Raw genomic sequence first — 25371 nt, forward strand, 5'->3', positions numbered from 1 at the left:
GAGTTAAGTAAAGGGCCCAATATCCTATCGGATCCGTGTTCCTGGAACGTGTGCCGAAGACCGCAGGCGCCAGGGGTCTCGGCTGTCAGATGATCAGAGAGGTCGCCGCTCATGACCAGATCCCTTCGAAACAAGGCGATGCGAGGCATGTTCGCGGTGCTCGCCGCCGTCGCCGTCGGCTCGGTTGGCCTGTCAGCCCCGTCGTCCGCCGTACCTGGCGGGAATGGGGCGCGTGAGCCGCATGGAGCTACGACGGCGCGCGCACCCAGCGCGGCGAGCATCAGCACTCCGGCGGGCGTCACCACGGCGGCGGGGCCGTCGCTCGGGCCGGCGGGGGAGGCGGCGCGGAAGCCGTACATGGGCTGGAGCAGTTACAGCATGCAGGTGTACTCGCCCAACGGCGGCAGCTGGATCACGGCCGACCAGATCATCGCCCAGTCGGATGCGATGCATCAGAAACTCCAGCCGTTCGGGTACGAGTACATCAACATCGACGCCGCGTGGAACGGCGGCACCGACGGGTACGGCCGGCCGGTGCCGAGCAAGACGTTGTACCCGAACGGTCTGCAGGCGGTGATCGACCACATCCACGCGAACGGCCAGAAGGTCGGGCTCTACAGCATCCCGGGAATCTCGAAGGCGATGCTGGACGCCAACCTTCCCGTGTACGGCCATCCGGGGTGCACGACAGGGGATCTGGCTGTGCAACCGTTGCAGCAGGGGGACTACTGGGGTTTCGGGTACCGCATCGACATGACGAAGCCGTGCGCCCAGGCATACATCGACTCGATCGCCGATCTCTTCGCCGAGTGGGGTGTCGACTTCCTGAAGTTCGACAGTGTGACGCCGGGCTCGGGGAAGAACGATCTCTCCCTGGACGCGCGCGACGAGGTGAAGGGATGGTCGCAAGCTCTCGCCCGGCACGGCATCTGGCTGGAACTCTCCTGGGCGCTCGACATCAACTACGCGGACTACTGGAAGCAGTGGGCGAACGGCTGGCGGGTCGACTGGGACGTCGAGTGCTACTGCCCGGGGGAGGCGCTCACGGCCTGGCCGAACATCGCGCGGCTCTTCCCCAGGGTGGCTGACTGGTGGCGCCACGGTGGACCGGGTGGGTGGAACGATCTCGACTCCCTGAACGTCGGCAACGGCACGATGGACGGGCTGACCAAGGACGAGCGGCGTACGGCGGCGACGCTGTGGGCGGTCTCCGCCGCTCCGTTCTACATCGGCAACGACATGACCAGGCTCGACGCGTACGGCGTGGAACTGCTCACGAACCGCGAGGTGATCGCGGTCAACCAGGCGGGCCGTCCCGCGCAACCGGTGTCGACCAAGACCAACCGGCAGGTCTGGTACTCGCTCAACGCGGACAGCTCGTACACCGTCGCCCTGTTCAACCTCGGGACCACCGAGGCCAACATGACGGTGAACTGGGCCGATCTCGGACTGGACGGTTCCGCGACGGTGCGCGACCTGTGGGCGAAGAAGAATCTGGGCCAGTTCACCTCCGGCTACACCGCGGCGACCGTGCCGCCGCACGGGGTCCGCCTGTTCAAGGTCACGCCGCAGAAGGGCGCTGCGATCCGGGTCAACGACGACGATTTGCGGGTCTCGTACGACGGTGTCTGGCAGCGCAACGGGAACCGCGAGGTCCCGGCGGTCTCGGAACCGCTGTCGGTCACGGTGACGGACACAAGCATCCCTGCTGAAGGGCATGCGGCGGCCACCGGCGTACGGACGGTTGAGCTGAACAACGATGACCCGGGAATCGTCTACACGGGTTCCTGGAGCCGGAGTACGGGCCGCGGGCTCGGTGACTATCAGGACGACGTGCAGTACACGGAGACCAACGGCGACGCCTTCACGCACAGCTTCGTCGGCAACGGCGTCGACTACATCACGGAGAAGGACCCCTCGCAAGGTGAGGTCGACATCTACATCGACGGTGCCTTCAAGGCGACCGTCGACACTCACGCCGACGCGCGGGCCGCGCAGCAGTTGGTGTACAGCATCTCGGACCTGCCGAACGGAACCCACACGATCCGCGGTGTGAAGAAGTCTGGACAGTTCATGCTGGTCGACAAGCTGGTCGTGCGGCAGGAGAGCCTGCTGAACCCGGGTACTGCGGCCTTCGACAAGTCTGCTCAGGCCGATGTCAGCACCGAGATCGGGCGCGATCCCGGCGAACTGGTCGATATCGCGAACGGCGGCCAGAACCTCGTCAACGGCACCGACTACACCGTCTCCGGCCGGGTGGTGACGATCAAGAAGGAGTACCTCGCGGCTCGACCGACCGGCACCACGAAGCTGGACTTCCGCTTCCGCGGTGACTACCGGGACGACGTGCACTTCGCGACAGCGGACGGCGCGGCAGTCGAGTTCGCCTTCAAGGGCACCGGCGTTGGGTGGGTCACCGCGCTGGGTCCGGACCAGGGGGAAGCCGACGTCTACATCGACGGCAAGCTCGTGGACCGCGTGAACCTCTTCAACGAGGCGCGCACCACGACGCAGCAGGTGTTCACCCGTACCGGTCTGAAGGACGGACAGCACACCCTGCGCATCGTGAAGGCCTCAGGCGAGGTACTACGAACCGACCTGATCCGCTACACGCTCGCCTGACCCGAGGGTGATCTGGAACCCGGCGAGGGTTCCAGATCACCCATAGCGGCCGCCGGCCGCGCATACGCCACTGCCATAGCCTCTCCCAGAGAGGTTCCCGGCGATGTTGTGCCATCGGAGACAGGAGGCATGGTGAAGGAACTCGTGGGCCGCGTCGCACTCGGGGTCGCAGGTTTCTCGCTCGCACCCCGTGACCGATCCGCTGATCTCGCAACGATCCGGGCCGGCATCGCCGCGGGTACGGCGATCCTCGACACCGCCGAGCCATGGGACGAAGACCTCGAAGCCGCGTACGCCGCAGACCTCGCACACAGTCTCTCCGGAGCGGGTGGCTGATGGGGACATCAGCCACCCGCGTTGTCGGGTTAGGTGTCAGTAGGTCGCGGGGCGGTAGCCGGTCCAGCCGTGGCCGATGTCTTCGGCGGTGTTGAAGGTGCCGTCGCCCTTGCCGGTCCAGCGGAGTAGGTGGTGGTCGCTGGTGCGGACTGCCACCAGGTCGGCTTTGCCGTCTCCGTTGACGTCCATGGCGTTGAAGGGGCCGAAGCCGTTCCAGCCCGAGCCGACCGTGACTCTGACGGCAAAGGTGCCGTTTCCGGCCCCTTCCCAGAAGGACAGGTTGCCGTTGGCATCGGTTCCCCACAGATCGCCGTCGCCGTCTCCGTCGGCGTCGCCGCCGGCGAATTCGGGGTAGGTGCTCCAGCCTTCGCCGATCTTGATGCGTTGGCTGAAGGCGCCGGCGCCTTCGCCGGGGTACCAATAGAGCATGCCGCCGTCGCGGGCGACGATGTCGGCTTTGTCGTCGCCGTTGATGTCGACGAGTGCGAACCATTCGATCGAGGTCCAGCCGACGCCGGCGTTCGCGAGTTTTGAGAATGTTCCGGTGCCGGAGTTGTGCCAGTAGTGCAGTTTGCCGTCGGTGGAGGTGGCGAGAATGTCGGCAGCGCCGTCGGCGTTGGTGTCGCCGACCGCGATGCGGTTGTACGTCGAGGACCAGCCGGGACCGAGGGGGTACGAGGTACCGAAATTCCCGTTCACCGTGCCCGGGAACACCCGCATCACGTTGTCGGGATCAACGGCGAGGAGGTCGTCGTACTGGTCACCGTTCACGCTTTCCGCCGGACGGTCGAGGCCGCCGCTGGTCCACCAGCTCGTCTGCTTGAGGGCGCCCGGCCAGCCGAAGCTGAAGTGGATGTGGTCGGTGTGCGGGCTCGTCCCGTTGTACGCCTGCCACCCGGCGGACGGCTCGTAGGCCTTCCAGATCTTGCGGTTCCAGATCATGTACACGATCCCCAGCCGACGCGCCAAGGCATGCTGGTTGCCGTACTGGTCGGTGGCCAACAGCCAGTTGAGCAACGCGTTGGCCTCGGCGAGCTGGGTGGAATTGAAAGCGTTGAACGGGTAGTCGAGGGCGCGCCCCTGGTGGTGATCGCTCGGCTCTCCCTGGCCGCAAGGCCGGACGATGCCGAGGTCGGCGCGCCCGTACTCCGCCTTCAGGATCCCCCGGAAGGCGACGACACCGGGCTTCGCGGTCGGATCGCAGCCCGGCGCGACATAGGACGCGTACGGGTCGATCGCCGCCGGAAAGGACGGGGTGGGTGGCACGGCCCAGGCCGTTTGCCCCGTGCTGAGCATGACTACCACCAGAGCGGCAGCAGCCAGGGCGGAAAGAATTCTTTTCACCGTTCACTCCTTTTCGCATTGTCAAGGAAATAGACGCGAGGGACCCATCGGCGGGCATGAAGAAATAGCCGCCGTACGGGTGAGTACTGTGGGAGGGTGAGAGAAATGCCGCGTTACAGGTCGCGGCTCACCAAATAGCCAACAGCCGGCGCATCAGTGCCTCACAATCGACGATCGGACGGGATCGGACAAGGTGAGAACCTCCCCGATACTGTCGCCCGCGCCGCGCCCCTACCGCCAGCGTTCTGCAGCAACGTGCAAATACAGTCGCCTCGGACAAATACACGCCGCAGGCAGGCCGGGTACGACTGATCGAACTGCTGACCACCGCATCCAGGGCCTTCAGTCAGTACGTGGTGCCCATCGGAATGCCGTCGTACCGACGATCGTCGCGACCAGACCCCAGCCGGCGACGATCCCGAGGTCGGTGAGTTCGATCCCTGCGCCGGTGGTGGCCGGGTCGAAGACGGTCAGGAACGCGTCGTAGAGGCGCTTCACCGGGAAGACCTGCGCGACCTCGCGTACGCCGTCCGGGATGAGTTCTTGGGGGATGAAGATGCCGGAGATGAAGTACAGCGGGAGGGTGATGGCGTTCATGATCGGCAGCGCCGCATCTTGGGAGGGGATGGCCGTGGATACGGCGAATGCGAGTGCCGAGAAGGTGAAGGTGCCGACGATGAGTGCGAGCAGACCTGCCGCGATGGTGGTGGTTGGCACAGCGACGCCGTAGATGACACGCCCTATCGCCACGAGTACGACAACGAGCAGGATCGCCGCGGCCGCCGACGTGATGATGCGGCCGGCCATGAAGATCCAGGTCGGCAGCGGCGTGGTGCGGAGCCGTTTCAGCAGGCCGCGTTCGCGGGAGGCGGTGAGCGATACGGCCAGGTTGGTGAAGGTCGTCTGAATCAGCCCCAGGGCCACGATTCCCGGCAGGTAGTAGGTGGCGCCGCTGACCAGTTGGCCGTCGGCGAGTTCCATCCGCTGGTTGCCGAACACGGTGACGAAGATGATCAGGAACATGATCGGCAGCACGAAGGCGAAGAAGATCGTGCTCGGGCTGCGCCAGTAGGTCTTCCCGTCGTAGCGGACCTGGTGGCGCACGAGGCTCGCCGTACTCATGACTGTGCCCGGGGCGTTGAGGTGAGGTCGAGGTAGACGTCCTCGAGGCTGGGTCGCCGTACCTGGAGGTCGGCGAGGTCGTGTCCGTTCTCCATGGCCCAGGCGGTCAACGCGTGGACCAGTGGCACGGGGGCGTGGGAGCGAAGCTCGACCCGGCCATCGGCCGCCTCGGCATCGAGCCGCCCGGGTAGGGGGAGAGGGGGGAGTGCGACGCCGTGGGGGAGCTGGAAGGTGATCCTCGTCGGGTGCCCGGCGACCAGAGAGTCCGGCGGGCCGTGGGTCATGATCCGGCCGTCCACAAGGATCGCGACGCGGTCGGCGAGCGCCTGAGCCTCGTCCAGGTAGTGAGTGGTCAGCATGACGGTCTTGCCCGCATCCCGCAGCGAGGCGATGATCTGCCACGCCCCGCGCCGTGCGGCCGGGTCGAAGCCGGTCGTGGGCTCGTCGAGGAACAGTAGTTCGGGGTCGCCGACAAGAGCGATACCCATGTCGAGCCGGCGCTGCTGACCGCCGGACAGCCGGCCGGCGCGAGTGTCGCGCTGCTCTTCGAGGCCGACGAGCCGGACCACCTCCTCGACCGGAAGGGGCCGCGGGTAGTAGCCGGCGAACTGCTCGAGTGACTCGCGCACGGTCAGCGCAGGCTCGACTTGCCAGCTCTGCAGCATCACCCCGATCCGGGAGCGCCAGTCGCGATCGGCGCGGGCGGGATCGGCTCCGAGTACCCAGACCTGGCCGGCGGTCGGGTCTCGGTAGCCTTCGAGGATCTCGACCGTCGTCGTCTTGCCTGCTCCGTTCGGGCCGAGGAAGGCGAAGATCTCGCCTGCGTGGACCTCCAGGTCGATGCCTCGCACCGCTTCACGCTGTCCGTAGGACTTCCGGAGCCCATCGATGGTGATCACCGCGTTCATGGACTCGCCTTCCGGAGACTGTGTCGCGACGCGACCTAGGGGTGGGGTCGCTGTCCAGTGTGACTCGGCCGGCTTGGAGGCAGCAGCTGGTGAGCTCTGGACAGCGACTGACGGGACACGGTCTACTCAGCCTGGTCGAGTGGGAGGTGATGTGACAGGAATCAGGCTGGACTCCGTGTCCAAGGTGTACAACGGCGGCTACCTGGCCGTCGATCAACTGTCCTTGGAGGTTGCGGACGGCGAGTTCATGGTGCTCCTCGGGCCGTCAGGCTGCGGCAAGACGACCGTCCTACGGATGATCGCAGGCCTGGAGGAAGTCACCACCGGCGACGTGTGGTTCGGTCGCACGAAGGGCACGGGGCTGACTCCGAAGGACCGTTGCGTCGCGATGGTCTTCCAGAACGGCGCGCTGTACCCGAACCGCACGGCCCGCGAGAACATCATCTTCCCGCTGCGGATGGCGGGAGAGGATCCGGTCGAGGCCGGCGCCAAGGCCGCCGGGTTGGCCCAGATCCTGGGTATCGACGCCGCGCTCGACCGGCTGCCGTGGACGCTGTCGGGCGGCCAGCGACAGCGGGTCGCCATCGGCCGGGCGATCATCAGGCAGCCCCGGGTGTTCCTGATGGACGAACCGTTGTCGAACCTCGACGCCACGATGCGGACCGAGCTGCGCCAGGAGATCGGTTCGATGACCCGGGACATGAACGTGACGACGGTCTACGTCACCCACGACCAGGTCGAGGCACTCACGCTGGCTGACCGGATCGCCATCATGCGCGATGGCAGGATCGAGGATGTCGGCACACCGGCGCAGGTCTACGACGACCCCGCCACCGCCTTCACAGCAGGCTTCCTCGGTACGCCGAGAATCAACCTGATGGCCGCGACCGTCCGGGTCACCGCCCGCCACAGAGTCACCCTGGACTTCGGCATGCAGGCGATCGCGCTGCCGGCCACCGACCGCCGGTCCATGATCCTCAGCGACCACGATGGTGAGCAGGTCGTCGTCGGTGCCCGCTCGGATGCCTTCGCGCTGGCCGCGGACACCGGGGCCGGCAACCAGCTGACCGGGAGAATGCGGGCACTTGAGTTCCACGGTCACCAGTGGGTCGCCTTCGTCGATGCCGGCATCGAGCTGCTGAATCCCGATCTCGTCGGCCTTCCCCGGCATCGCCGGACCAGAGCCAACACCGCCGCCCGGCCGACTTCACACAGCGCCGGCTCACGGGTCCATCGCACAGCCGGACACCTCTCGGCCTTGGCAGTCAGGACGCGATCTCTGATCGGCAGGCCCACCCCGGCCCCGCCGGAGCAACTCAGCTCGCCGACTCACCGGCGATCCGACCTGGTCTTCGAGATCGACAACGCCGGCGAGTTGAGAGCCGGCGATCCGGTCCGCCTCGGGGTGGACGTCTCCCGTATCCACCTCTTCGACCAGCACGGTCGCCGGGTAGACCGCGTCAAACGCTGACCCCCGATCAGCAATTCGACCGGGAACTACAGATGGGCGTCGATGGGCGTGACCGAGATGAGGGTGACGCCGAGGTCGCGGACCTTGGCGAGCAGGCCGTGCAGCTCCGACTGGTCCGTCACGACGCCGCGAAGGGTGGTGGTGCCGTCGCCCTCGAGGGTGAGGGCGAGGCCGCCGAACCAGGTCGACCAGTGCTGGTCGAGGTGTCCCTCGATACGGAGTTCGTAACCCATGGGGGCATCGGTCGACATGGTCAGGAACCTGCCGTCGCGACTCGGGCTCGCCGTGTCCGGCGGGCTCTGGGGCGGTGGATGGCCCATTCGGCGACGGCGGCGTTGATCACCCAACCGGAGCTGACCGACAGGCCGGTGCTGAGGTCCGTGGTCCCGAAGAGGCCCTCGCCGATGCCTTGAGTGAACACCTGGGTGCCGGCGGCGACTGTGAGGGCGTAGGCGCGGATCATCCAGGCGCGGTGTGCGTCGATGTCGCGGCGTCGGATGGCGGTGAATCCGAGGACGATGCTGGTTGCGATCGCAGAGCCGGCCACCAGCCGCGCGGTCCACAGCAGGTCACCGCCGGGCGCACCGGGGTAGAACAGGGTCATCCAGAGCCCCGAGCCGGCGACGACCAGGCCGGCTCCGATGAGCACACGGCCGGCTCGGCGGTGCCAGGCGCGATGCGCGCGGCGGATCCGAGCGGGGAACTGGAACGCGCCGACGACGGCGTACACCGCGGCCGCGACGACGTGCAGGACGAGCGGGACAGGTGACGCATCGATGCGCGGGTTGGTAGGCAGCAGCTGCGGTCCGCCGGCGATCTCGAGGAGCCGGAGCGACCCGGCGACGAGCGGGATGATCGTGAGCGCCAACAGCGCGGTGGGAACCCGCCAGCTCGATCCGTCCCGGGAGCGCGGCCGGCGCTGCGACGCCGGCCGGGTACGAGGGGCGGCGTACTGGGTCATTCCGCACCCGCTGTCGTGACGTGCCGGCTGCGAACCGCGGTCTGGGACGAGGTGCGGGTCATCCGCCAGAGCGAGTAACCGAGGCCGATCATGGCGATGCCGTTCGGGTAGGCCAGCAGCCGGTAGAAGGCGTCCGGCATGAGGGCGAGCACGGCGGTGACGACGCCACCGACGGCGAGGAGCGCGGCCGCCCAGCGAGCCAAAACGCGTGCCCGGTACAGGGCAATTCCGAAGAGGAGGCCGCCGGCCAGGTAGGCGAAGCCCTGGATCTGGGAGACGGTCTGCAACGCCCCGATGTCACCGGTGACGGTCTCGCGGGTGGAAACGGCGATGACGTCGTTCACGTAGCCGGTGCTGGTATCAACGATGGCGGGCAGGACGTACGCCGCGACGAATGTGGTGCAGACGATACTGAGGTAGCCGACGCCGAGCACCAGATAACCGATCAGTCCGAGCACTCCGTTCCGGCGGACCTGGCTCAGGTACATGCCGGTGATGCCGACCAGCGCCAGTACGGCCATCAGCACCTTCAGGGAGTTTCGCAGTACCACCTCGGTCGTGGTGATGGAGGTGGTGTCAACGTGCGGGTGGCCGATCTGGACGCCGATGAAGATCAGTCCCGCGGCGACTGCGGCGGCGCCGGCGGCCCGGGTGAGGATGGTGGGTGTGATGGTCATGTCCGGCTCCTGTTCCGTGGTCCGTGGCGGGTGCCGCGGGATGTCCGGAACGTACGGCGCGAGGTGGGGATTGGGCGTCACCAGATGTGGTGACTGACGATGTGATCGCGCCTGACGGGCGAGACGCTTGGCCGTGTTTTGGCCGACTTGGACCGCTACAGCAGGCCGAGCTCATGGCCGCGGCGGATCGCGGCGGCGCGGGTGTTGACGTCGAGCTTGGTGAAGATGCGTTTGGTGTGGGTGCGCAGCGTGTTCAGGGAGACGAAGAGGTGCCGGGCGATCTCGGGACCGGTGAGCTCGCTGTCGAGCAGTCGCAGTACTTCGAGCTCCCGGTCGCTGAGCGGGCCGGCCGGGGATCCACGGTCTGCTGGGGTTGCTGCCGTGCTGGGGGTGGTGTCGAGGAGTCGACGAGCGTGCCGGCGCAGTACGTCGTACTCGCCGTCCTGCCCGGAAGCCGCGTCGTGCAGCAGGGCAACCATCGGGACGCCTTCGTCGAGGAACAAGCGCACGTAGCCGTCCGGTTCCGGTGCCCGGGCCAGTGCTCGGTTCAGCTCGGCGAGAGCCTCCCGTGGGTGCCCACGTGCGCGATGGGTGAGGGCTCGCAGCATGCCGATCTCCAGCAGACTGCCGGCGCGCGATCGATCAGCGTCGGCGTGCAGCCGGTCCAGCAGCGCCAGCACCTCACCCAGTGGCGCCGGATCGTCGGCGGCGTCTTCCCCGGAGTCGTGGCGGGCGAGCAGGAGCCGCACGAGGGTGAGGTGGTCGTACTCGCGCAGGAACGACGCGCCATCAGCCGCAGTGACGTCGTGTTCGTCCGCCCACTCCTCGGCGGCGGCGAGATCTCCCTCGGCGATGTGCACGCGGGCTCGCATCGCGGCGAGAGGGCGGAGGTCGGGGTAGGAGCCGGGCCGGTACAGCGCCTCCGCCCGGTCGAGCAGCTGCTTGGCGGAGGCGTGGTCGCCCGTCGCAGCACGCACCTGCGCCATGGCGACGTACCAGCGGTGCCGGTTCTCGGTGATCGAGCCGCGTTCGCCGAGCACCCTTGCGGTCTCGAGATGTTCCTCCGCACTGACGAGGTCATCCAGCTCTCGGTCCAGCTCGGCCAGGCCCACGTGCAGGTCGGCGGTGGCCCGCGGGTACGGCTCGCCTGCCCCGGTCGCCGTCTCGAGGACCCGTTCGTACAGTCGGCGTGCCCGGTGGGGACGCCCCGCACTGATCCACATGTCGCCGAGCACCACCGTGCTGTCCAGCTCGTCGACCAGGTTTCCCGCTGCGTGCAGGCTGCGAACGGCCTCCGAGAACGTGGACAAGGCCTCCTGGACGTCACCGGCCGCCCATGCGGCCAGACCGAGGAACCCGGCTGCGGCCCCCTGCACGAAGTGGTCGTCGGCGCCGGCGAGGTCCAGCGCGCGCCGGGCGTGGCGGACGGTGGCCGGGACGTCGCCGCGCGCTTGCGCCAGCGCCGCACGGTAGACCCACAAGGTCGCCGGTGCGGTGCGCAGGTCCTCGGTGTCGGCCCACGTCGCAGCGAGCGACTGATCGTGAGCGCCGGCATCCAGGGCCGACTCGACATCATCGAGCCGGCGTTCCATCCCGTCCAGGTCGCCAGCCATCATCAGCGACCATCCGGACATGATGTTGAGGACTGGGCTCCGCTTCACCACGGACTCCGGCAGCGACCGTATCCAGCCCAGCATCACGCTGTCTTGCCGGGTACGGCGCATCTCCGGCAACGCCTCTTCCATCAGATAGGCGGCGCGGTCGTAGTCACCTGCGGCGAGTGAGTGTCGTACGGCGTCCGCGACGAGCTGGTGCGATGCGTACCAAGCGCTTGCCGCCTGATGCAACGTCGGGACCTGCTCTGGGTGCTCGGCCATCAGACGAGCGCGAAGGACATCGCCGAAGAGGTGGTGGTACCGGTACCAGGATCGCTCAGCGTCGAGCGGGACCAAGAACACGTTGCCGCGGTCCAGGTCCGCCAGCACCTGACCGCCGTACGCTCCACCGGTGACCGCGTCGCACAAGGAACCGGTCAACCGGTCGAGGATCGCGGTCCGCAGCAGGAAGTCCCGCACTTCCGCACCCTGGCGGGCAAGGACCTCGTCCACCAAGTAGTCGATGACGAAGCGGTTGCTGCCCGCGAAGGCCCCGATGAATTCGGCGACGTCACCGTGGTCAGAAACATCGCGCAGCGAGAGCGCGGCCAATTGGAGACCGGCGATCCAGCCCTCGGTTCGTTCCTCGAGCGCCTGCACGTCGCCCTCGGTGAGGTGCAGGCCCATCATCTCGTTGAGGAATTCCCGCGCCTCCGCCGGCGCGAAGCGCAGATCCTCGGCCCGTACCTCCGTCAATTGCGCGCGACTACGCAGCCGTGACAGCGGGAGCGGTGGATCCGAGCGCGTCGCCACCAATAGGTGCAGCTGCTCCGGCCCGTGGTCGAGAAGGAAGGTCGTGGCCTCGTGCACTTCAGGCGCTTCGATCACGTGGTAGTCATCGAGCACGAGCAGCCATTGGCTGTCGGGCCGTTGCTGCCCGGCGCGCACGAGTTCGTTGACGACCGTGGTCAAGGCGACGGACGTGGGTGCGGCAGCCAGGGCGGCGTCCAACACCGCCGGATCCAGGTCGAGACCGGTGCCGGACAACGCTGCCCACAGGTGTGCCAAGAAACGCGGCAGCGCGTTGTCGCCTTCGTCCAGAGACAGCCATCCAACCCGCTCTTGGCTCGTAGCCCAGTCGCTGAGGAGGGTGGTCTTGCCGAAGCCGGCCGGTGCGGAAACAAGGGTGAGTCGATGACCGCGGTTCAGGGTGCTGTCCAACCGGTCGGCAAGCCGTGGGCGGGCGACCAGTTGGGACCGCCTGGTCGGCGGGAACAACTTGGTGGCAAGCACCGGAGTCGACACCTACCGATCATAGAAGCCGCGCGCCGGCCAGTGGCGAGACCGATGCTCGCGAACTCCCGGGCTCAGGGTCGACCCCGGTTCCAGGCTGAGGATTCAGCCCCCGGAGGTCGGCTCGCTGGCTTGTGGTGCGGATGAGCCAGAGGCGGCGCGAAAGCCGAGGTTGCCTGCGGACGATTCCGGGGTGTTGTGCGAGCGGGCCGCGACCCGGTAGCGGTGGCAGTACGAGGCGTGGCAGAGGTAGGAACCACCGCGCATCACCCGGCCGTCGCCGTATCGGGGGCCCGTCGGGTCTTCGGTCGGTGAGCGGCGGTAGTACTGCGGCGAGAACCAATCGGCGCACCACTCCCAGACGTTGCCGGCGAGGTTCCACAGGCCGAAGTCATTGGGATCGAAGCTGCGCGCCGGCGCCGTGGTGAGGTAGCCGTCGTCGAGGGTGTTATCGGTTGGGAAGGTGCCCTGCCAGATGTTGCACTTGTGCACGCCGCCCGGACTGAGCTCATCGCCCCAGACGAACCGGCGGCCGTCATGGCCGCCGCGGGCGGCGTACTCCCACTCGGCCTCGGTCAGCAGCCGCTTGCCGGCCCACCGGCAGTAGGCCAGAGCGTCGTTGTGTGAGACATGGACGACGGGGTGGTCGACCCGGTCATCGATCCCGGACGAGGGCCCGTCGGGATGGCACCAGTCGGCGCCGCGCACGGTCAGCCACCAGGGTGAGCCGGACGCCCGGCCGATGATGTCGTCCGGCTTGGCGGCGACGGCGAGGTGGAAGACCGCGGACGAGCCGTACTGCTCGGCCTCGGTGCGATAGCCGGTAGCTGCCACGAAGGCTGCGAACTCCGCGTTCGTCACTGCGGTCGGGTCTACCGCGAACGCACTCAGACGCACCACATGCACGGGGATCTCGCCGTCGGCGCGGTAGCCCTCGCCGAACGGGTCGCCCATCCGGAACTCGCCGGCTGGCACTGGCAGCGGCTGCTGCAGCCCGGCAGCGGCCTCGCCGGCGGCAGCGGCCGTCGATGCGATCGGTCCCTGCGCGGTCGGTAGCGGATGGGACGGCTCGGCGCGCTCGGGCGCACAGCAGTGCGGTGTGTCCCGGGTGGTCATCAGGTCAACGTTATACACAAGCAGCAGCTGACCCCAACCAGACTGGTTTGGCAGCGGTACGCGACCGTTAGTTGTCGTGGGCAACCATCAGCCAGCTGATCTGAATGGCCGGCGACCGGGTCTTGTTCAGCTTGGAGATGTACATCGTCCGGTTCTCCTCGGAGGAGTAGATGATGTACGCCGTACCGTCTGCAACTCAGGGCGCCGGTCGTACGGCGTTGGAGGTGAGGGTTCGGACGGATCGCTCGGCTGCCGAGACGACGGTTTCGAGGGGGCCACGTCGATGGTAGGTCCGCCAGATCAGCGCGAACGTCAGCGCGACGATCACGTGGAGGAGCAGTAGCGCGGCATCGTTGGCGTCAGGTCCGGATGCGCCGACTGCGACAACGTGCACGGTGTAGAGCGTGAGCGTCATTCCGCCCGCGGCGACCAGTGGGGTCAGCAGGTGGGCTGCGACACGGACAACCAGCAGGCAGGCGCCGAGCACGCCGAGTGCTGTGCCGATCGTGTGCAGGAGGTCGAGCGGCGTTCCAGAGTGCGGACCGGAGACGGCGAGCCACCACCAGGATGTCGTGGGGGTCGTACCGCCCAGCGAGGTCGACAGCCTGCGCTGGACCACCGGACTACCCGCGATCCAGTCAAAGCCACCGAGCGGGTGCAGCAGTGTCCAGGACACCGCCTTGGCCAGGACGGCAAGCCCCGCGCCGCCTACGAGCAGTCCCGCAGCCACTCGTACCGATTCAAGAGCGAGCCGGCCAACCGCCAACCCGGCAAGCACGTAGGCCACCCACGGCAACACCGGGTAGTACCCGGTCAGGACCAGCTCCGTGACCAGTGCGCCGGGATCGGTGAGCGAGCCGAATGTCGGATTGCCGCCGCCGGATTCGGACAGCGATGAGCGCACCACGTGGCTCAACGCCGGCGCGAGTAGCGCCCAACCCGCCGCGAGTGCCGCAAGAGCTCTTGGGCCGAGCGACAGGAAGGGCACTGCACACACGAACAGCAGCGCGTAGTAGACGAGGATGATCGCGACAGGGGTGTCCACCGCTCCGAGAATCAGCCCGATGAGTGCGAGCAGACCCGCACGCGCAATCAGCCCGCTCCGGGTCGCCAGGAGGTGCCCGTCCCGATACGGGTGCGGGCCGCCGGTTGTCAGGGCGAGACCGACACCGGCGAGTACGGCGAACAACGCGGACGCCCGTCCACTGGCCACCAGGAAGGCGGCACTCGTTCGTCCCGTATCGTCCACGGCCGGGATGATGTGCACCGACATCATCCCGAGCAGGGCGACTCCGCGAGCGGCATCCACGCCGGACGACCGGCCCCGGCGACCTGTGTGTGAGCTGTCTTCCGACGTGTCATTCAGCACCGGTTGCATGGCCATCTCGTCTCCTCTGCCCGTGGCTTGCGCACCTGGCGTGGGAAGAGCAAACACGGTGGGGGCGAAAACCAGTGCAAAGCGGACTGGCCTCACAGTCCGGTCGGCTGTTTCGTCGGACTGAGCATGACCACACAACAAGCGGTAGACGAAGTAGACCTCCGGGCGCGCATCGACACACTGATCGAGTCGGTGCGGACCATGGACCTGGACGGAATCAAGACGATGTTCGCGCCGAATCTCGTCTCGTTCGACATCGAGCCGCCGCTGCGGCACCTGGGCGCGGAGGCCAAGTGGAACAACTGGATCAAGGTCTTCGGCGTCTTCAAGGCTCCGCTCGACTACGAGGTCCGGGACCTCACGATCCACCTGAGCGGTGACCTGGCCGTTGCCTACAGCATCAATCATCTCAGCGGCACGATGCGGAGCGGCGACCGGGTCGACTACTGGCTCAGATGGACGGCCTGTTTCCGGAAGATCGACGGCACCTGGCTGATCGCCCACGACCAGGTCTCGGTGCCGACGTACTTCGAGACCGGCCGCGCGGCCCTGGACCTCCTGCCCTGAAGACATCCGACTGTGGAGACGCACGTCACATTCGTCTGCTGTCCCATCTTGCCGGGCTGTTCGGTCAGAGATGTGTAACCACCAGCAAGGGCAAGGAGCGCATCATGGATGCTCGTTTGAATCTTTTCGGTAACCCGGTCTCAGCCAAGTTCCTGAAGTACCTCAGCTCGGCGAACAAGGTGGTCTCGGACTCGATGTTGCCGGCCGCGACACAGGAACTGGTGAGGCTTCGGGCCAGCCAGATCAACGGTTGCGGCTTCTGTACCGATATGCACACCAAGGATGCCGCGGCCGCGGGTGAGACCTCGCTACGGCTCAACCTGGTGGCGGCATGGCGGGAAGCGACGGTGTTCACCGAGGCCGAGCGTGCCGCTCTGGAGCTGACCGAGCAGGGCACCCGGATCGCCGACGCGGCCGGTGGTGTCACGGATGAGGCTTGGGCGACTGCCGCCAAGCACTACGACGACGACCAGCTCGCCGCCCTGGTGTCTCTGATCGCCGACATCAACGCGTTCAACCGCGTGAACGTCATCGTCCAGCAGCCTGCCGGCGACTACCAGCCCGGCCAGTTCGGATAACGAGTTCAGGGAGCCAGGGGATGCTCGAGGAGCAGCTGGCGTGGCGGCCGGCGCATCCGAGCCGGCGTGAGGGGTTCGCGGCGGCATGACCGATCACGAGCGACTGCTTGACGAGCTGCGGCCGGGTGCGTTCGCGATCGCCTACCGGATGCTCGGCAGCGTGTCGGAGGCCGAGGACGTGGTACAGGAGGCGCTGCTGCGCGTGCATCAGGCACTTGATGCGGAGGAGCGGATCGTATCTCCGCGCGCGTTCGTCGCCACCGTGACCACTCGGCTGGCGATCAACGAGCTCCGCTCCGCGCGAGCCCGCCGCGAGCAGTATGTCGGCGAGTGGCTGCCGGAGCCGATCATCACCGACGGCGATGGTGATCCGGCCCGGCATGCTGAGACGGCGGATTCGCTGTCGCTGGCGATGCTGGTGCTGCTGGAGAGCCTCTCGCCCGAACAGCGAGCAGTGCTGCTGCTGCACGATGTGTTCGGCTACGCATATCCGGAGATCACGGCGATCGTCGGTAAGAGCGAGGACAACGTACGCAAGCTCGGCATCCGCGCCAGACGCCACGTCCAGCAGCGCCGACCTCGTTTCCAAACGACGCGTGAGCAGCGCGACGAGTTGGCGCAACGGTTCTTCGCGGCCGCCGAGCACGGCGATCTCGCTGGGCTCGAGGCGTTGCTCGCTCACGACGTGGAGCTGACCGCGGATGGCGGCGGCAAGGTTCAGGCGCTCGGGCGGTCGCTGCGCGGACGCAACCGGGTCGCGCAAACGGTGCTCAACTGGGTCCGCCGGGTCGCGCACCATCCGGGTACGTCGTTGCGCCTCGTCGAGATCAACGGCGGCCCGGGAGCGCTCCTACTCGACGAACAGCAGCGGCTGCTCGCCGTCTGCGCGCTCGATATCTCCGACGGTCAGATCACCACGATCAGAGGCATGGTCAACCCCGACAAGCTGACCCACCTCGGCCAACTCGCCGACCACACACATCGCGACTGAGAACCCGGAACCGGGGATGCGCTCATGAGCGCATCCCCGGTTCCGGGTCTTGTTTGCGTACTTCGCGAAGCCGGCTGGCACCGCGTCTGCTTCAGCAGCAGCAGCAGGGCGCGGCCGCGGCCGGCGATCCTCCGGCGGCCAGCGGGGTGTTCTCGACGATCCGGACTACCAGTGACTTCGAGGGGATGTTGCGCCAGTCCCGCAGGGACAACATGTACATCCCTGGCGGGAGAATCCCCCTGTTGGCCTCAATAGAGAGGTTCTTCGTTCCCCAGGTGGCCGTAGCCGTCACCGGTACGTCGACTGCGCGCTGGTTCGGATCCGACGAATGGGTGACGGACGTGAGCCGCTGCAGCATGGCACCTGTCACCGACGCGGGACCGCTGAAGTTCACCGGATAGGTACCGCCGAGCTTCAGCGTGGGAGCGAGGTTCGTGATCGTCGGACGAGAGACGCCTGCCTGCAGGTACCAGGGTTTGTAGACCTCGAAGCGTGTCTCGACCGAGCCCGCGACCGCGGTCGTGCCCATGGTGAGGACGGAGCCGTCGAGCAGCAGCATGCACGAGCTGTGGTACATGCGAGGCACGGTCGGACTGGCGGCTTGTTCCCAGGCCGTGGCGCCGTAGGGAAGGCGCGCTGCCTGCAAGCGCGGCTTGGTGTTGTGATCGGCGCCGCCGGCAACGAAGGCCGACCGGTCGGGGAGCACGGTCGCGCAGCTGTGCATGGCCGCGAACCCCAGGTATGGGCCGTTGGTGAACTTGTGTGTCGCCGCATTCAGGTCGACAGTCGCCGTGGTGCCGGTGGTGCCAGCTGCGCATCCGCCACCGATCACCATGACCTTCTGGGTCTGGGCGGGGTAGAGCAGCAGCGTGCTGGCCTGATCTCTGCAGTCTGGGTAGAGCAGACCGGGAATCGGATACCAGGCGTTGTTCGTCCAGTTCCAGCATCCAGGTGATGCGCCCGCGCGTCCGCCCATGTTGGCGCCGAAGTAGCAGAGTGTGCCGTTCTTCCTGAGTACCATCCCGGCGTACAGCGGGAAGATCCGGGTGCCGGGAAGCTTGGTCCACGCGCCTGTTGCGGCGTTGTAGGTCTCGTTGGTGGAGGTCACCTTGCCGGCTGCGTCGAGGCCGCTGACGACGACGGGATTGCCGACGGCGTTGACCGGCCCGTTCGGGTACCAGCGCGCGACGTTCATCAGCCCCGTGGGTGTGAATGTCCCGGTGACGTCATCGAACGCGTAGGACTCGCGAATCCCCGTGTAGTACAGATCGCTCGTCGCATAGTGACCGGTGCCGCCGAAGAACAGCACCCGGCCATCAGGAAGGTGTGAGTGACCCGAGCAGAACAGATCGACGTTTGCCGGCATGGGGATCTCCCTGGGACAGGTCCCGGGTGTCGTGGGGTCCCACAGCCAGGTCTTGAAGACCTTCTGATCGAAGAAGGTTCTGTTGTACCCCGATCCGGCCGTCATCAGCACCTTGCCGGACTTCGTCATGCTGGCGTGGATCGGATTGACCTTGTAGTTGCCGACGGTGCAGTCTGCGACGACCGACCAGGATCCAGCGTCCGCAGCAGCCGCGGCTCCCGCAAGCTGCCGTGCCGCGCGTACCGGCTGTTTCTCGGCGTCGGTGTAGACGTGATCAGGCGAATAGGCACCGTTCGGGTCCGTCAACATCCGACTGATGCACGCACCGAGCTCATCGGCCGGAGCCGTGTTGCAGGTAACGCCCTTCTTCGTCACCGAAGGCGCCGGCGGTGAAGGTGCGACGGCCTTCTCCACGGAGCTGGCTGTCGAGGCGTTGATCATCGAGCCGAAGACGGCGAAGACAGCAACGAGCGCGATCGCCCATCCATGGTTGCGCGCCCGCAGGCAGGCAGTCACTGCGTTGTTCATTTGGATCCCCCACTTGCACCTTGGCCGAGAACACGGCTGCCAAGCTCGATGCAGGCGACGCACGGAAAGTTGCGGCGATCACGTGAACCGCGCAGGTGGGGGTCTCTTGTCTTGCAAGTCGAGGATTCGGAGGGAACTGCCCCGGGTTCAGTTGACCGGCGGAGCGTGGTGGTTCAGGCCGCGAGTACGACCGGTTGATCCGCCGTCCGGTTCCTGGCGGCAACGTTCACCAGGACGAGATGTTCAGGCGCCGGGCGCGGTCGGCCAGCCGGCGTGCTCCACGGCCCAGGCCAGGACGTCGTCGGCGACCTCCTCCCACCCCTTCTGCGCGGGCAGCAGGTGCGGCATGCCTTCGTACTCCTTGATCTCGGTGATGATCTTCGGCGACTTGTAGTGCTTGGCGTTGGACGAACGCGGCCACCGGAGTCCCGAACGTCAAGGCGCTCGTCTACGTCAACGCGTTCGCGCTCGACGAGGGCGAGACGCCTCTCCAGGCCGTGGGGCCGGACTCCGCGCTCTCGGTCCCGGATCCGACGACGGTGTTCGACTTGGTTCCGGCCGGTCCACCGACGGCAACCACTGATCTCTACCTCAAGACGTCGACCGTCTTCACGTCGTTCGCGACCGGCTTGGACGCCGACGACAAGGCAATGGTGTATGCGACCCAGCGACCGGGGGCGTTCGGAGGGCTGGCCGAGATGTCCGGTATCCCGGCCTGGCGGACGATCCCGTCCTGGTACGTGATCGGCACCGGGGACCAGATCATCCCGCCGGACGTCCAGCGAGCCATGGCCAAGAGGGCCGGCTCCAAGGTCACGGAGTTCGACGAAGGACACCTCGGGCTGATGACCGACCCCACGACGACCACGCGGGTCATCGAGCAGGCCGCGAAGGCGAGTGTTCGCTAGCAGGGCCGGCTGAGGACGCCGGGATCCGGCCAGGGCATCGATCCGTAACGGCTCGGTACTGCAGCTTCGGGCCGTGTCGTCACAAAGGGAGTGCCCGTCCGGTCTTTGTCGGTAGAGAACCCGCCTCGTTCCCAGTGCTCCCAGCGACATCGTCGTGGGCGTGCGACGACCAGGCCTTTACGGAAGGAAGCAACCAGTGACCAAGCACATTCTCGAGGCCGCGGCGCAGGAGATCGCCGACGCGACCGCGAAGCCCCCGTTCCTCTACCAGCTCGGGCCGGACGGAGCCCGGAAGGTCCTCGACGACATCCAGGCCGCCCCGATCGACATGCCCACAGTCGACGAGCGCTGGATCACGGTGCCGGCCGAGGTCGGCGACGTACAAGTCCGGATCGTCAGGCCCGTCGGCGCCGACGGCCTGCTGCCCACCATCTTGTACGTCCACGGCGGCGGCTGGATTCTTGGCAACGCGGGAACCCACGACAGGCTCGTGCGCGAACTGGCCGTCGGCGTCAACGCGGCGGTCGTGTTCGTCGAGTACGACCGCTCACCGGAGGCCCGGTATCCGGTCGCGATCGAGCAGGCCTATGCGACCGCCCGATGGATCACCGACCATGGTCCGACCGAAGGCCTCGACGCGGGCCGGCTCGCGATCGCGGGCGACTCGGTCGGCGGCAACATGGCCGCGGCGCTGACGATCCTGGCCAAACGACGCGGGGACGTCACCTTCGTCCACCAGTCGCTGTACTACCCGGTCACCGACGCCGGCCAGGACACCGACAGCTACCGCGAGTTCGCCGACGGCCCGTTCCTGACCGCCAAGGGGATGGGCTGGTTCTGGGACGCCTACCTGCCCGACCACGCCAAGCGCGAGGAAGCCACTGCCTCGCCCCTGCGGGCGGACCTCGACGAGCTCGCCGGATTGCCGGAGGCGTTCATCATCGTCGACGAGAACGACGTACTGCGCGACGAGGGCGAGGCCTACGCCCGCAAGCTCACCGAAGCGGGGGTCCGAACCACCAGCGTCCGGTACAACGGCATCATCCACGACTTCATGATGCTCAACCCGCTCCGCGAAACCGCCGCGACAACCGGCGCGATGGAACAGGCGATCCACGTCCTCCGCAAGGCACTCGGTACCAAGTAGGCACTCGGCCACCGGCACGCGCCGCTCCCGCGGGAATGCTGTCGCATGAGTTTCGTGGCGATGAATGGGCGCGGATTGCGTAGTCAGGTGTCGCAGATTGCACGACGACGCGGGCCGGTCGTGGCTGGGACGGTGATGTCTCCCGACAAATTCTCAGATGGAGACGTCCTGTGGCAACGATCCTGGCTCGGCTCGGCCGATTCGCCTTCAAACGCCGTGGTCCGGTGGTACTCGCCTGGCTGGCGATCCTGGCCGGAGCGCTCTTCGCGGGGCTGACGGCGCCCTCAGTTCCCGATGATGACTTCTCGGTGCCTGGCGTCGAGTCGCAACGGGCGTTCGAACTGATGCAGGAACGGTTTCCCGGCCTCACGGCCGATGCCGGCGGCGCGACGGTGGTGTTCGTGGCGCCGGAGGGCAAGGAGGTGACCTCGGCGCCGTTCAAGTCGGCGATCGAGTCGGCGGTTCAGCGGCTGGCCGGCGGTGACCAGGTGGAGATGGTGGCCGACCCGTTTCAGGCCTATGGGGTCAGCAGGGACGGCTCGGCGGCGTACGCGAGTGTGATGTACAACGTGCCTGCCAGCGGAGTCACCGCTGACAGTCGCGCGCAGCTCAACGCCGCTGCCGATATCGCCAGGGACGCTGGACTGACGGTCGAGGCCGGCGGTTCCGCGATGGAGTCCGCTGGTGGGGGCGGTACCGCCGAGATCATCGCCATCTCGTTGGCTGCGGTGATCTTGATGATCACCTTCGGGTCGCTGGTGGCCGCGGGGCTGCCGCTGTTGACCGCTCTGCTCGGGGTTGCGGTGAGCATGCTGTCGACTCTCGCGGTCAGTGATGCGTTCGGCCTGTCGGCGACCACCGGCACGATGGCGATGATGTTGGGTCTTGCGGTGGGGATCGACTACGCGCTGTTCGTGGTTTCGCGCTACCGCGAGGAACGGCGGCGCGGCCTGCCCGCGGTCGAGGCCATCTCGCTGGCGGTGGGTACCGCGGGCTCCGCCGTGGCCTTCGCGGGCCTGACCGTGGTGATCGCGCTGGCCGGCCTCGCAGTGGTCGGCATCCCGATGCTGACCAAGATGGGGCTGGCTGCCGTCGCGGCGGTGGTGGTGGCCGTCCTGGTCGCACTCACCCTCGTGCCGGCGGTCCTCGGGTTCGTTCCCGAGAAGGTGCTGTCTCGCTCTGCGCGCCGGAGCCAGGCAGCCGGCGCTGGCGAGAAGTCCCTGGGTCGCGGCGGGACCCGGTGGGCACGGTTCGTACTTCGCCGCCCGGTCGCGGTCTTGACCCTTGGCGTGGTGGTGCTCGGAGCGCTGGCGATTCCCGTGACCGCACTGCGGCTAGGGATGCCGGGGGATGAGTCCAAGCCGACCTCGGCCACCGAGCGCCGTGCCTACGACGAGCTGGCCAAGGCCTTCGGACCAGGCTTCAACGGTCCGCTCATGATTGTGGTCGACGCCGGTGACGCGGCCGACCCGAAGCAGGCAGTCGCCTCGATCGCAGCTGACGTGGCTGGGGTGAATGGTGTGGTTTCGGTCTCGCCTCCGCAGTTCAACGACGCAGGAGACACCGCGTTCTTCGACGCCGTCCCCTCCACCAGCCCCACCGATGAGGCGACCAAGGATCTGGTACGCGACCTGCGTGATGCGCGATCGCAGTTCACCGAGGGCACGGGTACGACGTTCCAGGTGACTGGGACCACGGCGATCAACATCGACTTGTCCGCCAAGCTTCAGGGTGCTCTGGTGCCCTACCTGGCCACGGTGGTCGGTCTCGCCGTACTGCTGTTGCTGGTGGTCTTCCGCTCGATCCTGATTCCGCTCAAGGCAGCCCTGGGGTTCCTGCTCTCGGTGCTGGCCGCCTTGGGTGCGATGGTCCTGGTCTTCCAGGAGGGATTGGCCGCGAACCTGCTGGGGGTCGAGCAGACCGGTCCGATCATGAGTGCGGTGCCGATCTTCATGATCGGGATCGTGTTCGGGCTGGCGATGGACTACGAGGTGTTCCTGGTCTCGCGGATGCGGGAGGCGTACGTCCACGGCGAGGAACCGCGGCAGGCGCTCGAAACCGGGTTCCGGCACAGCGCTCGCGTCGTGGTCGCGGCCGCCCTGATCATGATGGCCGTCTTCGCCGGGTTCATCTTCGAGCACGACGCCTTCATCAAGATGATCGGCTTCAGCCTCGCTGCCGCGGTGCTCCTCGACGCGTTCGTGGTCCGGATGGCCATCGTCCCGGCAGTGCTCGCGCTCCTCGGCCACCGGGCCTGGTGGCTTCCGGGCTGGCTCGACAGAATCGTCCCGCGGGTCGACATCGAGGGCGAGAGCCTGAACCGGGCCCCGCTGGGAGATCAGCCCGCGCGTCCCGAAGAGCCCGTGCCCGCGAGCGCGCCGTGACGCGTTTCGTCCGGGAGACAATGGACGTCAGCACGGCGTACCCGCAGAGGAAGAGCAGACATGGTCAGCCTGGACGAGTACACCGAGAGACATCCGCGGCTGACCGACGTGTTCGTCGTGATTGCGCTGCTCGGTGGCGCGGTACTCGGCGCGAACCTGATCGCCCCCGGCGAAAGTCGTCCGCAAGACGTCTGGGTCGCCGAGGCGGTGACAGGGCTCGCGTGCCTGGCACTGCTGAAGGCACGCGACAACCCGCGGATGACGGTCATCGTGACCACGGCCTGCGCCGTCGCCACGGGAAGCCTCGGATTCCTCCTCACCCCGCTCCTGTTGGCACCGGTGATGGTTGCGCTGTACTGGCTGGCCGCCAGCACTGCTTCGCGGACGACCTGGGGGTACGGCGGCATCGCGACCGTGCTGGTTGTCGGCACCGCAGTCGGGGTCAACATCGACGGGACGGTGGTGCTGCGCGCGGTAGGGCCCGCCCTGTGGCTGCTGTTGCCCTTGGCAATGGGTAGTAGGTCCCGGCTGCGTTACGCCTATCTCGACGCAGTCCATGCCCGCGCCGAGCATGCCGAGCGGACCCGCGAGGAAGAGGCCCGGCTGCGGGTCACCGAGGAGCGGATGCGAATCGCTCGCGATCTCCATGACGTCGTGGCCCACCACATGGCCGTGGTCAATGCTCAGGCCGGCACCGCGGCCCATCTGTTCGAGACCGACCCAGAACTCTCCAAGAAGATCCTCACCGAACTCCAGGCCACCACGTCGACGGTCATGCTCGAGCTGCACGACACGGTCGGCGTCCTGCGCCAGACCGGCACCGACGCGGAGAACCTCGAACCGGCGCCGGGGCTGGTCCAGCTCCCGGATCTACTGGAGGTCTGCAGATCGGCAGGCCTCACCGTCGACGTAGAGATCGAGGGAGAACCCCGAGACCTGCCGCCCGGGGTCGATCTGACGGCCTACCGCATCATCCAAGAGGCCCTCACCAATGCCACCAAGTACTCTGCCTCGGCGACTGCGTCCCTGCGCCTCCGGTACAGCAGCACCAGGCTCACCATCACGGTGACCAACGACGTGCGTCCCGACAACGCATCGGGACCCGGCGATCACGGCTACGGCATCATCGGCATGCGGGAGCGTGCCGCTGCGATCGGAGGAGATCTGCGCGTGAGTGACAGCAGTGATGTCGGATTCGAGGTCGTGACCACTCTTCCTCTGCATCCCGGCGGGTCCGCGCCACGCGCGCCGGCGTCGCAGGTGGCGTCGTGACGATCCGCGTCCTCCTCGCCGACGACCAAGCGCTCCTGCGCGGCACCTTCCGGATCCTGATCGATTCCTGCGCGGACCTCGAGGTCGTCGCCGAGGCCGCCGACGGCGCGGAGGCCGTCGACCTCGCCCGGGTGCATCATCCCGACGTCGTCGTGATGGACGTGCGGATGCCCGGCACCGACGGACTGACCGCCACCGAGACCATCTGCGCCGACCCCGACCTGGCCGGCACCCGGGTGCTCATCCTCACCACCTTCGAGAACGACGAGCACGTGGCGCGCGCCCTCCGCGCCGGTGCCAGTGGCTTCCTCGGCAAGTACGTCACCACCGACGCCCTGCTCGAAGCCATCCGTATCGTCGCCGCCGGCGACAGCCTGCTGTCCCCGGGTGCGACCAAGGCCCTCATCGCCCAGTTCCTCGCCACCCCGCCGCCCGGCCCGCTGCCCATCACCCCCGGGATCGGCGACCTGACCAACCGCGAGCGCGAGGCCATGATGCTGGCGGCCGATGGCATGTCCAACGGCGAGATCGCCCGCGAACTCCACCTCAGCGTGCACACAGTCCGCACCCACATCCAGCGGGCCATGAACAGGCTCGGCGCTCGTGACCGGGCCCAACTCGTAGTCCTGGCCTACAAGAACGGCCTGGTATCGCCGGACCCCGGCACCAGCTGATCCCGAGCCCCGCACCAACGCAGGACATCCGCCCGGCGGAGTCCAAGTCGGTCTTCACTCTGGCTTGGAGTGAAGTGCGTCGACCAGTTCGGCAGGGTGACAAGAGTCCAAGAAGTGGTCGTCTTCGTCCATT

20 protein-coding genes and 1 pseudogene are annotated in these 25371 nt (G+C 67.3%); 11 read left to right on the plus strand and 10 right to left on the minus strand.

Going from position 1 to position 25371, the window contains the following annotated elements:
• Nucleotides 1–111 precede the first annotated feature (111 nt).
• Together EV643_RS21420 and EV643_RS21425 are read left to right on the plus strand one after the other, a co-directional pair.
• On the plus strand, nucleotides 112–2622 hold the full coding sequence (locus EV643_RS21420) for a X2-like carbohydrate binding domain-containing protein (protein ID WP_238165703.1): 2511 nt from the start codon (nucleotides 112–114) through the stop codon (nucleotides 2620–2622).
• A gap of 132 nt (nucleotides 2623–2754) precedes the next feature.
• Nucleotides 2755–2958, plus strand: coding sequence for a hypothetical protein (locus tag EV643_RS21425; RefSeq protein WP_133801890.1), 204 nt, complete (start codon nucleotides 2755–2757; stop codon nucleotides 2956–2958).
• 36 nt (nucleotides 2959–2994) lie between these two features.
• Here EV643_RS21425 and EV643_RS21430 read toward each other — a convergent pair whose 3' ends face one another.
• The 3 genes from EV643_RS21430 to EV643_RS21440 all read right to left on the minus strand — a co-directional run bounded on the left by EV643_RS21430 (nucleotide 2995) and on the right by EV643_RS21440 (nucleotide 6332).
• Nucleotides 2995–4302 carry an FG-GAP repeat domain-containing protein gene (locus tag EV643_RS21430; protein WP_133801891.1) on the minus strand — a complete coding sequence of 436 codons (1308 nt, stop codon included), beginning with the start codon at nucleotides 4300–4302 and terminating at the stop codon, nucleotides 2995–2997.
• A gap of 342 nt (nucleotides 4303–4644) precedes the next feature.
• Nucleotides 4645–5424 carry an ABC transporter permease gene (locus EV643_RS21435; RefSeq protein ID WP_133801892.1) on the minus strand — a complete coding sequence of 260 codons (780 nt, stop codon included), beginning with the start codon at nucleotides 5422–5424 and terminating at the stop codon, nucleotides 4645–4647.
• The gene (locus EV643_RS21440) at nucleotides 5421–6332 is read right to left on the minus strand and encodes an ABC transporter ATP-binding protein (protein WP_133801893.1); all 912 of its coding nucleotides are present in this window, start codon (nucleotides 6330–6332) and stop codon (nucleotides 5421–5423) included. Before EV643_RS21440 ends, EV643_RS21435 begins: the two co-directional genes overlap by 4 nt.
• A 151-nt stretch (nucleotides 6333–6483) precedes the next feature.
• On the opposite strand from EV643_RS21440, the gene EV643_RS21445 reads away from it, so the two are divergent.
• A complete protein-coding gene (locus EV643_RS21445; protein WP_238165704.1) occupies nucleotides 6484–7803 on the plus strand; it encodes an ABC transporter ATP-binding protein in 1320 nt (439 codons plus the stop codon).
• 26 nt (nucleotides 7804–7829) lie between these two features.
• On the opposite strand, the gene EV643_RS21450 is transcribed toward EV643_RS21445, so the two are convergent.
• The 6 genes from EV643_RS21450 to EV643_RS21475 form a co-directional block, all read right to left on the minus strand.
• On the minus strand, nucleotides 7830–8054 hold the full coding sequence (locus tag EV643_RS21450) for a DUF8691 family protein (protein WP_202869675.1): 225 nt from the start codon (nucleotides 8052–8054) through the stop codon (nucleotides 7830–7832).
• 2 nt (nucleotides 8055–8056) lie between these two features.
• Entirely contained in the window at nucleotides 8057–8764 is a 708-nt protein-coding gene (locus EV643_RS21455; protein WP_133801894.1) for a DUF2306 domain-containing protein, read from the minus strand.
• The gene (locus tag EV643_RS21460) at nucleotides 8761–9441 is read right to left on the minus strand and encodes a hypothetical protein (RefSeq protein WP_133801895.1); all 681 of its coding nucleotides are present in this window, start codon (nucleotides 9439–9441) and stop codon (nucleotides 8761–8763) included. Before EV643_RS21460 ends, EV643_RS21455 begins: the two co-directional genes overlap by 4 nt.
• A 155-nt stretch (nucleotides 9442–9596) precedes the next feature.
• Nucleotides 9597–12341: a winged helix-turn-helix domain-containing protein gene (locus EV643_RS21465; RefSeq protein WP_133801896.1), complete on the minus strand. Its 2745-nt coding sequence runs from the start codon at nucleotides 12339–12341 to the stop codon at nucleotides 9597–9599.
• A gap of 93 nt (nucleotides 12342–12434) precedes the next feature.
• Nucleotides 12435–13445, minus strand: coding sequence for a formylglycine-generating enzyme family protein (locus EV643_RS21470; protein WP_133801897.1), 1011 nt, complete (start codon nucleotides 13443–13445; stop codon nucleotides 12435–12437).
• 196 nt (nucleotides 13446–13641) lie between these two features.
• Nucleotides 13642–14829, minus strand: a complete 1188-nt coding sequence (locus EV643_RS21475; RefSeq protein ID WP_133801898.1) for a heparan-alpha-glucosaminide N-acetyltransferase domain-containing protein — start codon at nucleotides 14827–14829, stop codon at nucleotides 13642–13644.
• A gap of 120 nt (nucleotides 14830–14949) precedes the next feature.
• Between EV643_RS21475 and EV643_RS21480 the strand changes: the two genes are divergently transcribed.
• The 3 genes from EV643_RS21480 to EV643_RS21490 all read left to right on the plus strand — a co-directional run bounded on the left by EV643_RS21480 (nucleotide 14950) and on the right by EV643_RS21490 (nucleotide 16959).
• Complete coding sequence (locus EV643_RS21480; protein ID WP_133801899.1) at nucleotides 14950–15390, plus strand: YybH family protein; 441 nt, start codon at nucleotides 14950–14952, stop codon at nucleotides 15388–15390.
• A gap of 104 nt (nucleotides 15391–15494) precedes the next feature.
• Nucleotides 15495–15968 (plus strand): carboxymuconolactone decarboxylase family protein, encoded by a 474-nt coding sequence (locus EV643_RS21485; protein WP_133801900.1) that lies wholly within the window; start codon nucleotides 15495–15497, stop codon nucleotides 15966–15968.
• A gap of 85 nt (nucleotides 15969–16053) precedes the next feature.
• Entirely contained in the window at nucleotides 16054–16959 is a 906-nt protein-coding gene (locus EV643_RS21490; RefSeq protein ID WP_133801901.1) for an RNA polymerase sigma-70 factor, read from the plus strand.
• A 91-nt stretch (nucleotides 16960–17050) separates the two neighbouring features.
• Here EV643_RS21490 and EV643_RS21495 read toward each other — a convergent pair whose 3' ends face one another.
• Complete coding sequence (locus EV643_RS21495; protein ID WP_133801902.1) at nucleotides 17051–18853, minus strand: galactose oxidase early set domain-containing protein; 1803 nt, start codon at nucleotides 18851–18853, stop codon at nucleotides 17051–17053.
• Nucleotides 18854–19296: 443 nt separating this feature from the next.
• Here EV643_RS21495 and EV643_RS21505 point away from each other — a divergent pair.
• From EV643_RS21505 to EV643_RS21525, 5 genes and pseudogenes are all read left to right on the plus strand, one after another.
• Nucleotides 19297–19761 (plus strand): annotated as a pseudogene (locus tag EV643_RS21505) (alpha/beta fold hydrolase); the annotation flags it as partial.
• 196 nt (nucleotides 19762–19957) lie between these two features.
• Entirely contained in the window at nucleotides 19958–20908 is a 951-nt protein-coding gene (locus EV643_RS21510) for an alpha/beta hydrolase (protein ID WP_133801903.1), read from the plus strand.
• 170 nt (nucleotides 20909–21078) lie between these two features.
• Nucleotides 21079–23292, plus strand: coding sequence for an MMPL family transporter (locus tag EV643_RS21515; RefSeq protein ID WP_133801904.1), 2214 nt, complete (start codon nucleotides 21079–21081; stop codon nucleotides 23290–23292).
• Nucleotides 23293–23352: 60 nt separating this feature from the next.
• Nucleotides 23353–24564 (plus strand): sensor histidine kinase, encoded by a 1212-nt coding sequence (locus tag EV643_RS21520; RefSeq protein ID WP_133801905.1) that lies wholly within the window; start codon nucleotides 23353–23355, stop codon nucleotides 24562–24564.
• Entirely contained in the window at nucleotides 24561–25238 is a 678-nt protein-coding gene (locus tag EV643_RS21525; protein ID WP_133801906.1) for a response regulator transcription factor, read from the plus strand. Before EV643_RS21520 ends, EV643_RS21525 begins: the two co-directional genes overlap by 4 nt.
• Nucleotides 25239–25371: the final 133 nt, after the last annotated feature.

The sequence above is a fragment of the Kribbella caucasensis genome, assembly GCF_004361855.1.
In the GTDB taxonomy this organism is placed as follows: Bacteria; Actinomycetota; Actinomycetes; order Propionibacteriales; family Kribbellaceae; genus Kribbella; species Kribbella caucasensis.

Bases quoted from the DNA above. Each gene is read 5' to 3' on its own strand.
- EV643_RS21520 (WP_133801905.1), top strand. From the start codon at position 23,353: ATGGTCAGCCTGGACGAGTACACCGAGAGACATCCGCGGCTGACCGAC.
- EV643_RS21470 (WP_133801897.1), bottom strand. From the start codon at position 13,445: ATGACCACCCGGGACACACCGCACTGCTGTGCGCCCGAGCGCGCCGAG.
- EV643_RS21490 (WP_133801901.1), top strand. From the start codon at position 16,054: ATGACCGATCACGAGCGACTGCTTGACGAGCTGCGGCCGGGTGCGTTC.
- EV643_RS21485 (WP_133801900.1), top strand. From the start codon at position 15,495: ATGGATGCTCGTTTGAATCTTTTCGGTAACCCGGTCTCAGCCAAGTTC.
- EV643_RS21420 (WP_238165703.1), top strand. From the start codon at position 112: ATGACCAGATCCCTTCGAAACAAGGCGATGCGAGGCATGTTCGCGGTG.
- EV643_RS21480 (WP_133801899.1), top strand. From the start codon at position 14,950: ATGACCACACAACAAGCGGTAGACGAAGTAGACCTCCGGGCGCGCATC.
- EV643_RS21495 (WP_133801902.1), bottom strand. From the start codon at position 18,853: ATGAACAACGCAGTGACTGCCTGCCTGCGGGCGCGCAACCATGGATGG.
- EV643_RS21460 (WP_133801895.1), bottom strand. From the start codon at position 9,441: ATGACCATCACACCCACCATCCTCACCCGGGCCGCCGGCGCCGCCGCA.
- EV643_RS21475 (WP_133801898.1), bottom strand. From the start codon at position 14,829: ATGGCCATGCAACCGGTGCTGAATGACACGTCGGAAGACAGCTCACAC.
- EV643_RS21450 (WP_202869675.1), bottom strand. From the start codon at position 8,054: ATGTCGACCGATGCCCCCATGGGTTACGAACTCCGTATCGAGGGACAC.
- EV643_RS21455 (WP_133801894.1), bottom strand. From the start codon at position 8,764: ATGACCCAGTACGCCGCCCCTCGTACCCGGCCGGCGTCGCAGCGCCGG.
- EV643_RS21435 (WP_133801892.1), bottom strand. From the start codon at position 5,424: ATGAGTACGGCGAGCCTCGTGCGCCACCAGGTCCGCTACGACGGGAAG.
- EV643_RS21440 (WP_133801893.1), bottom strand. From the start codon at position 6,332: ATGAACGCGGTGATCACCATCGATGGGCTCCGGAAGTCCTACGGACAG.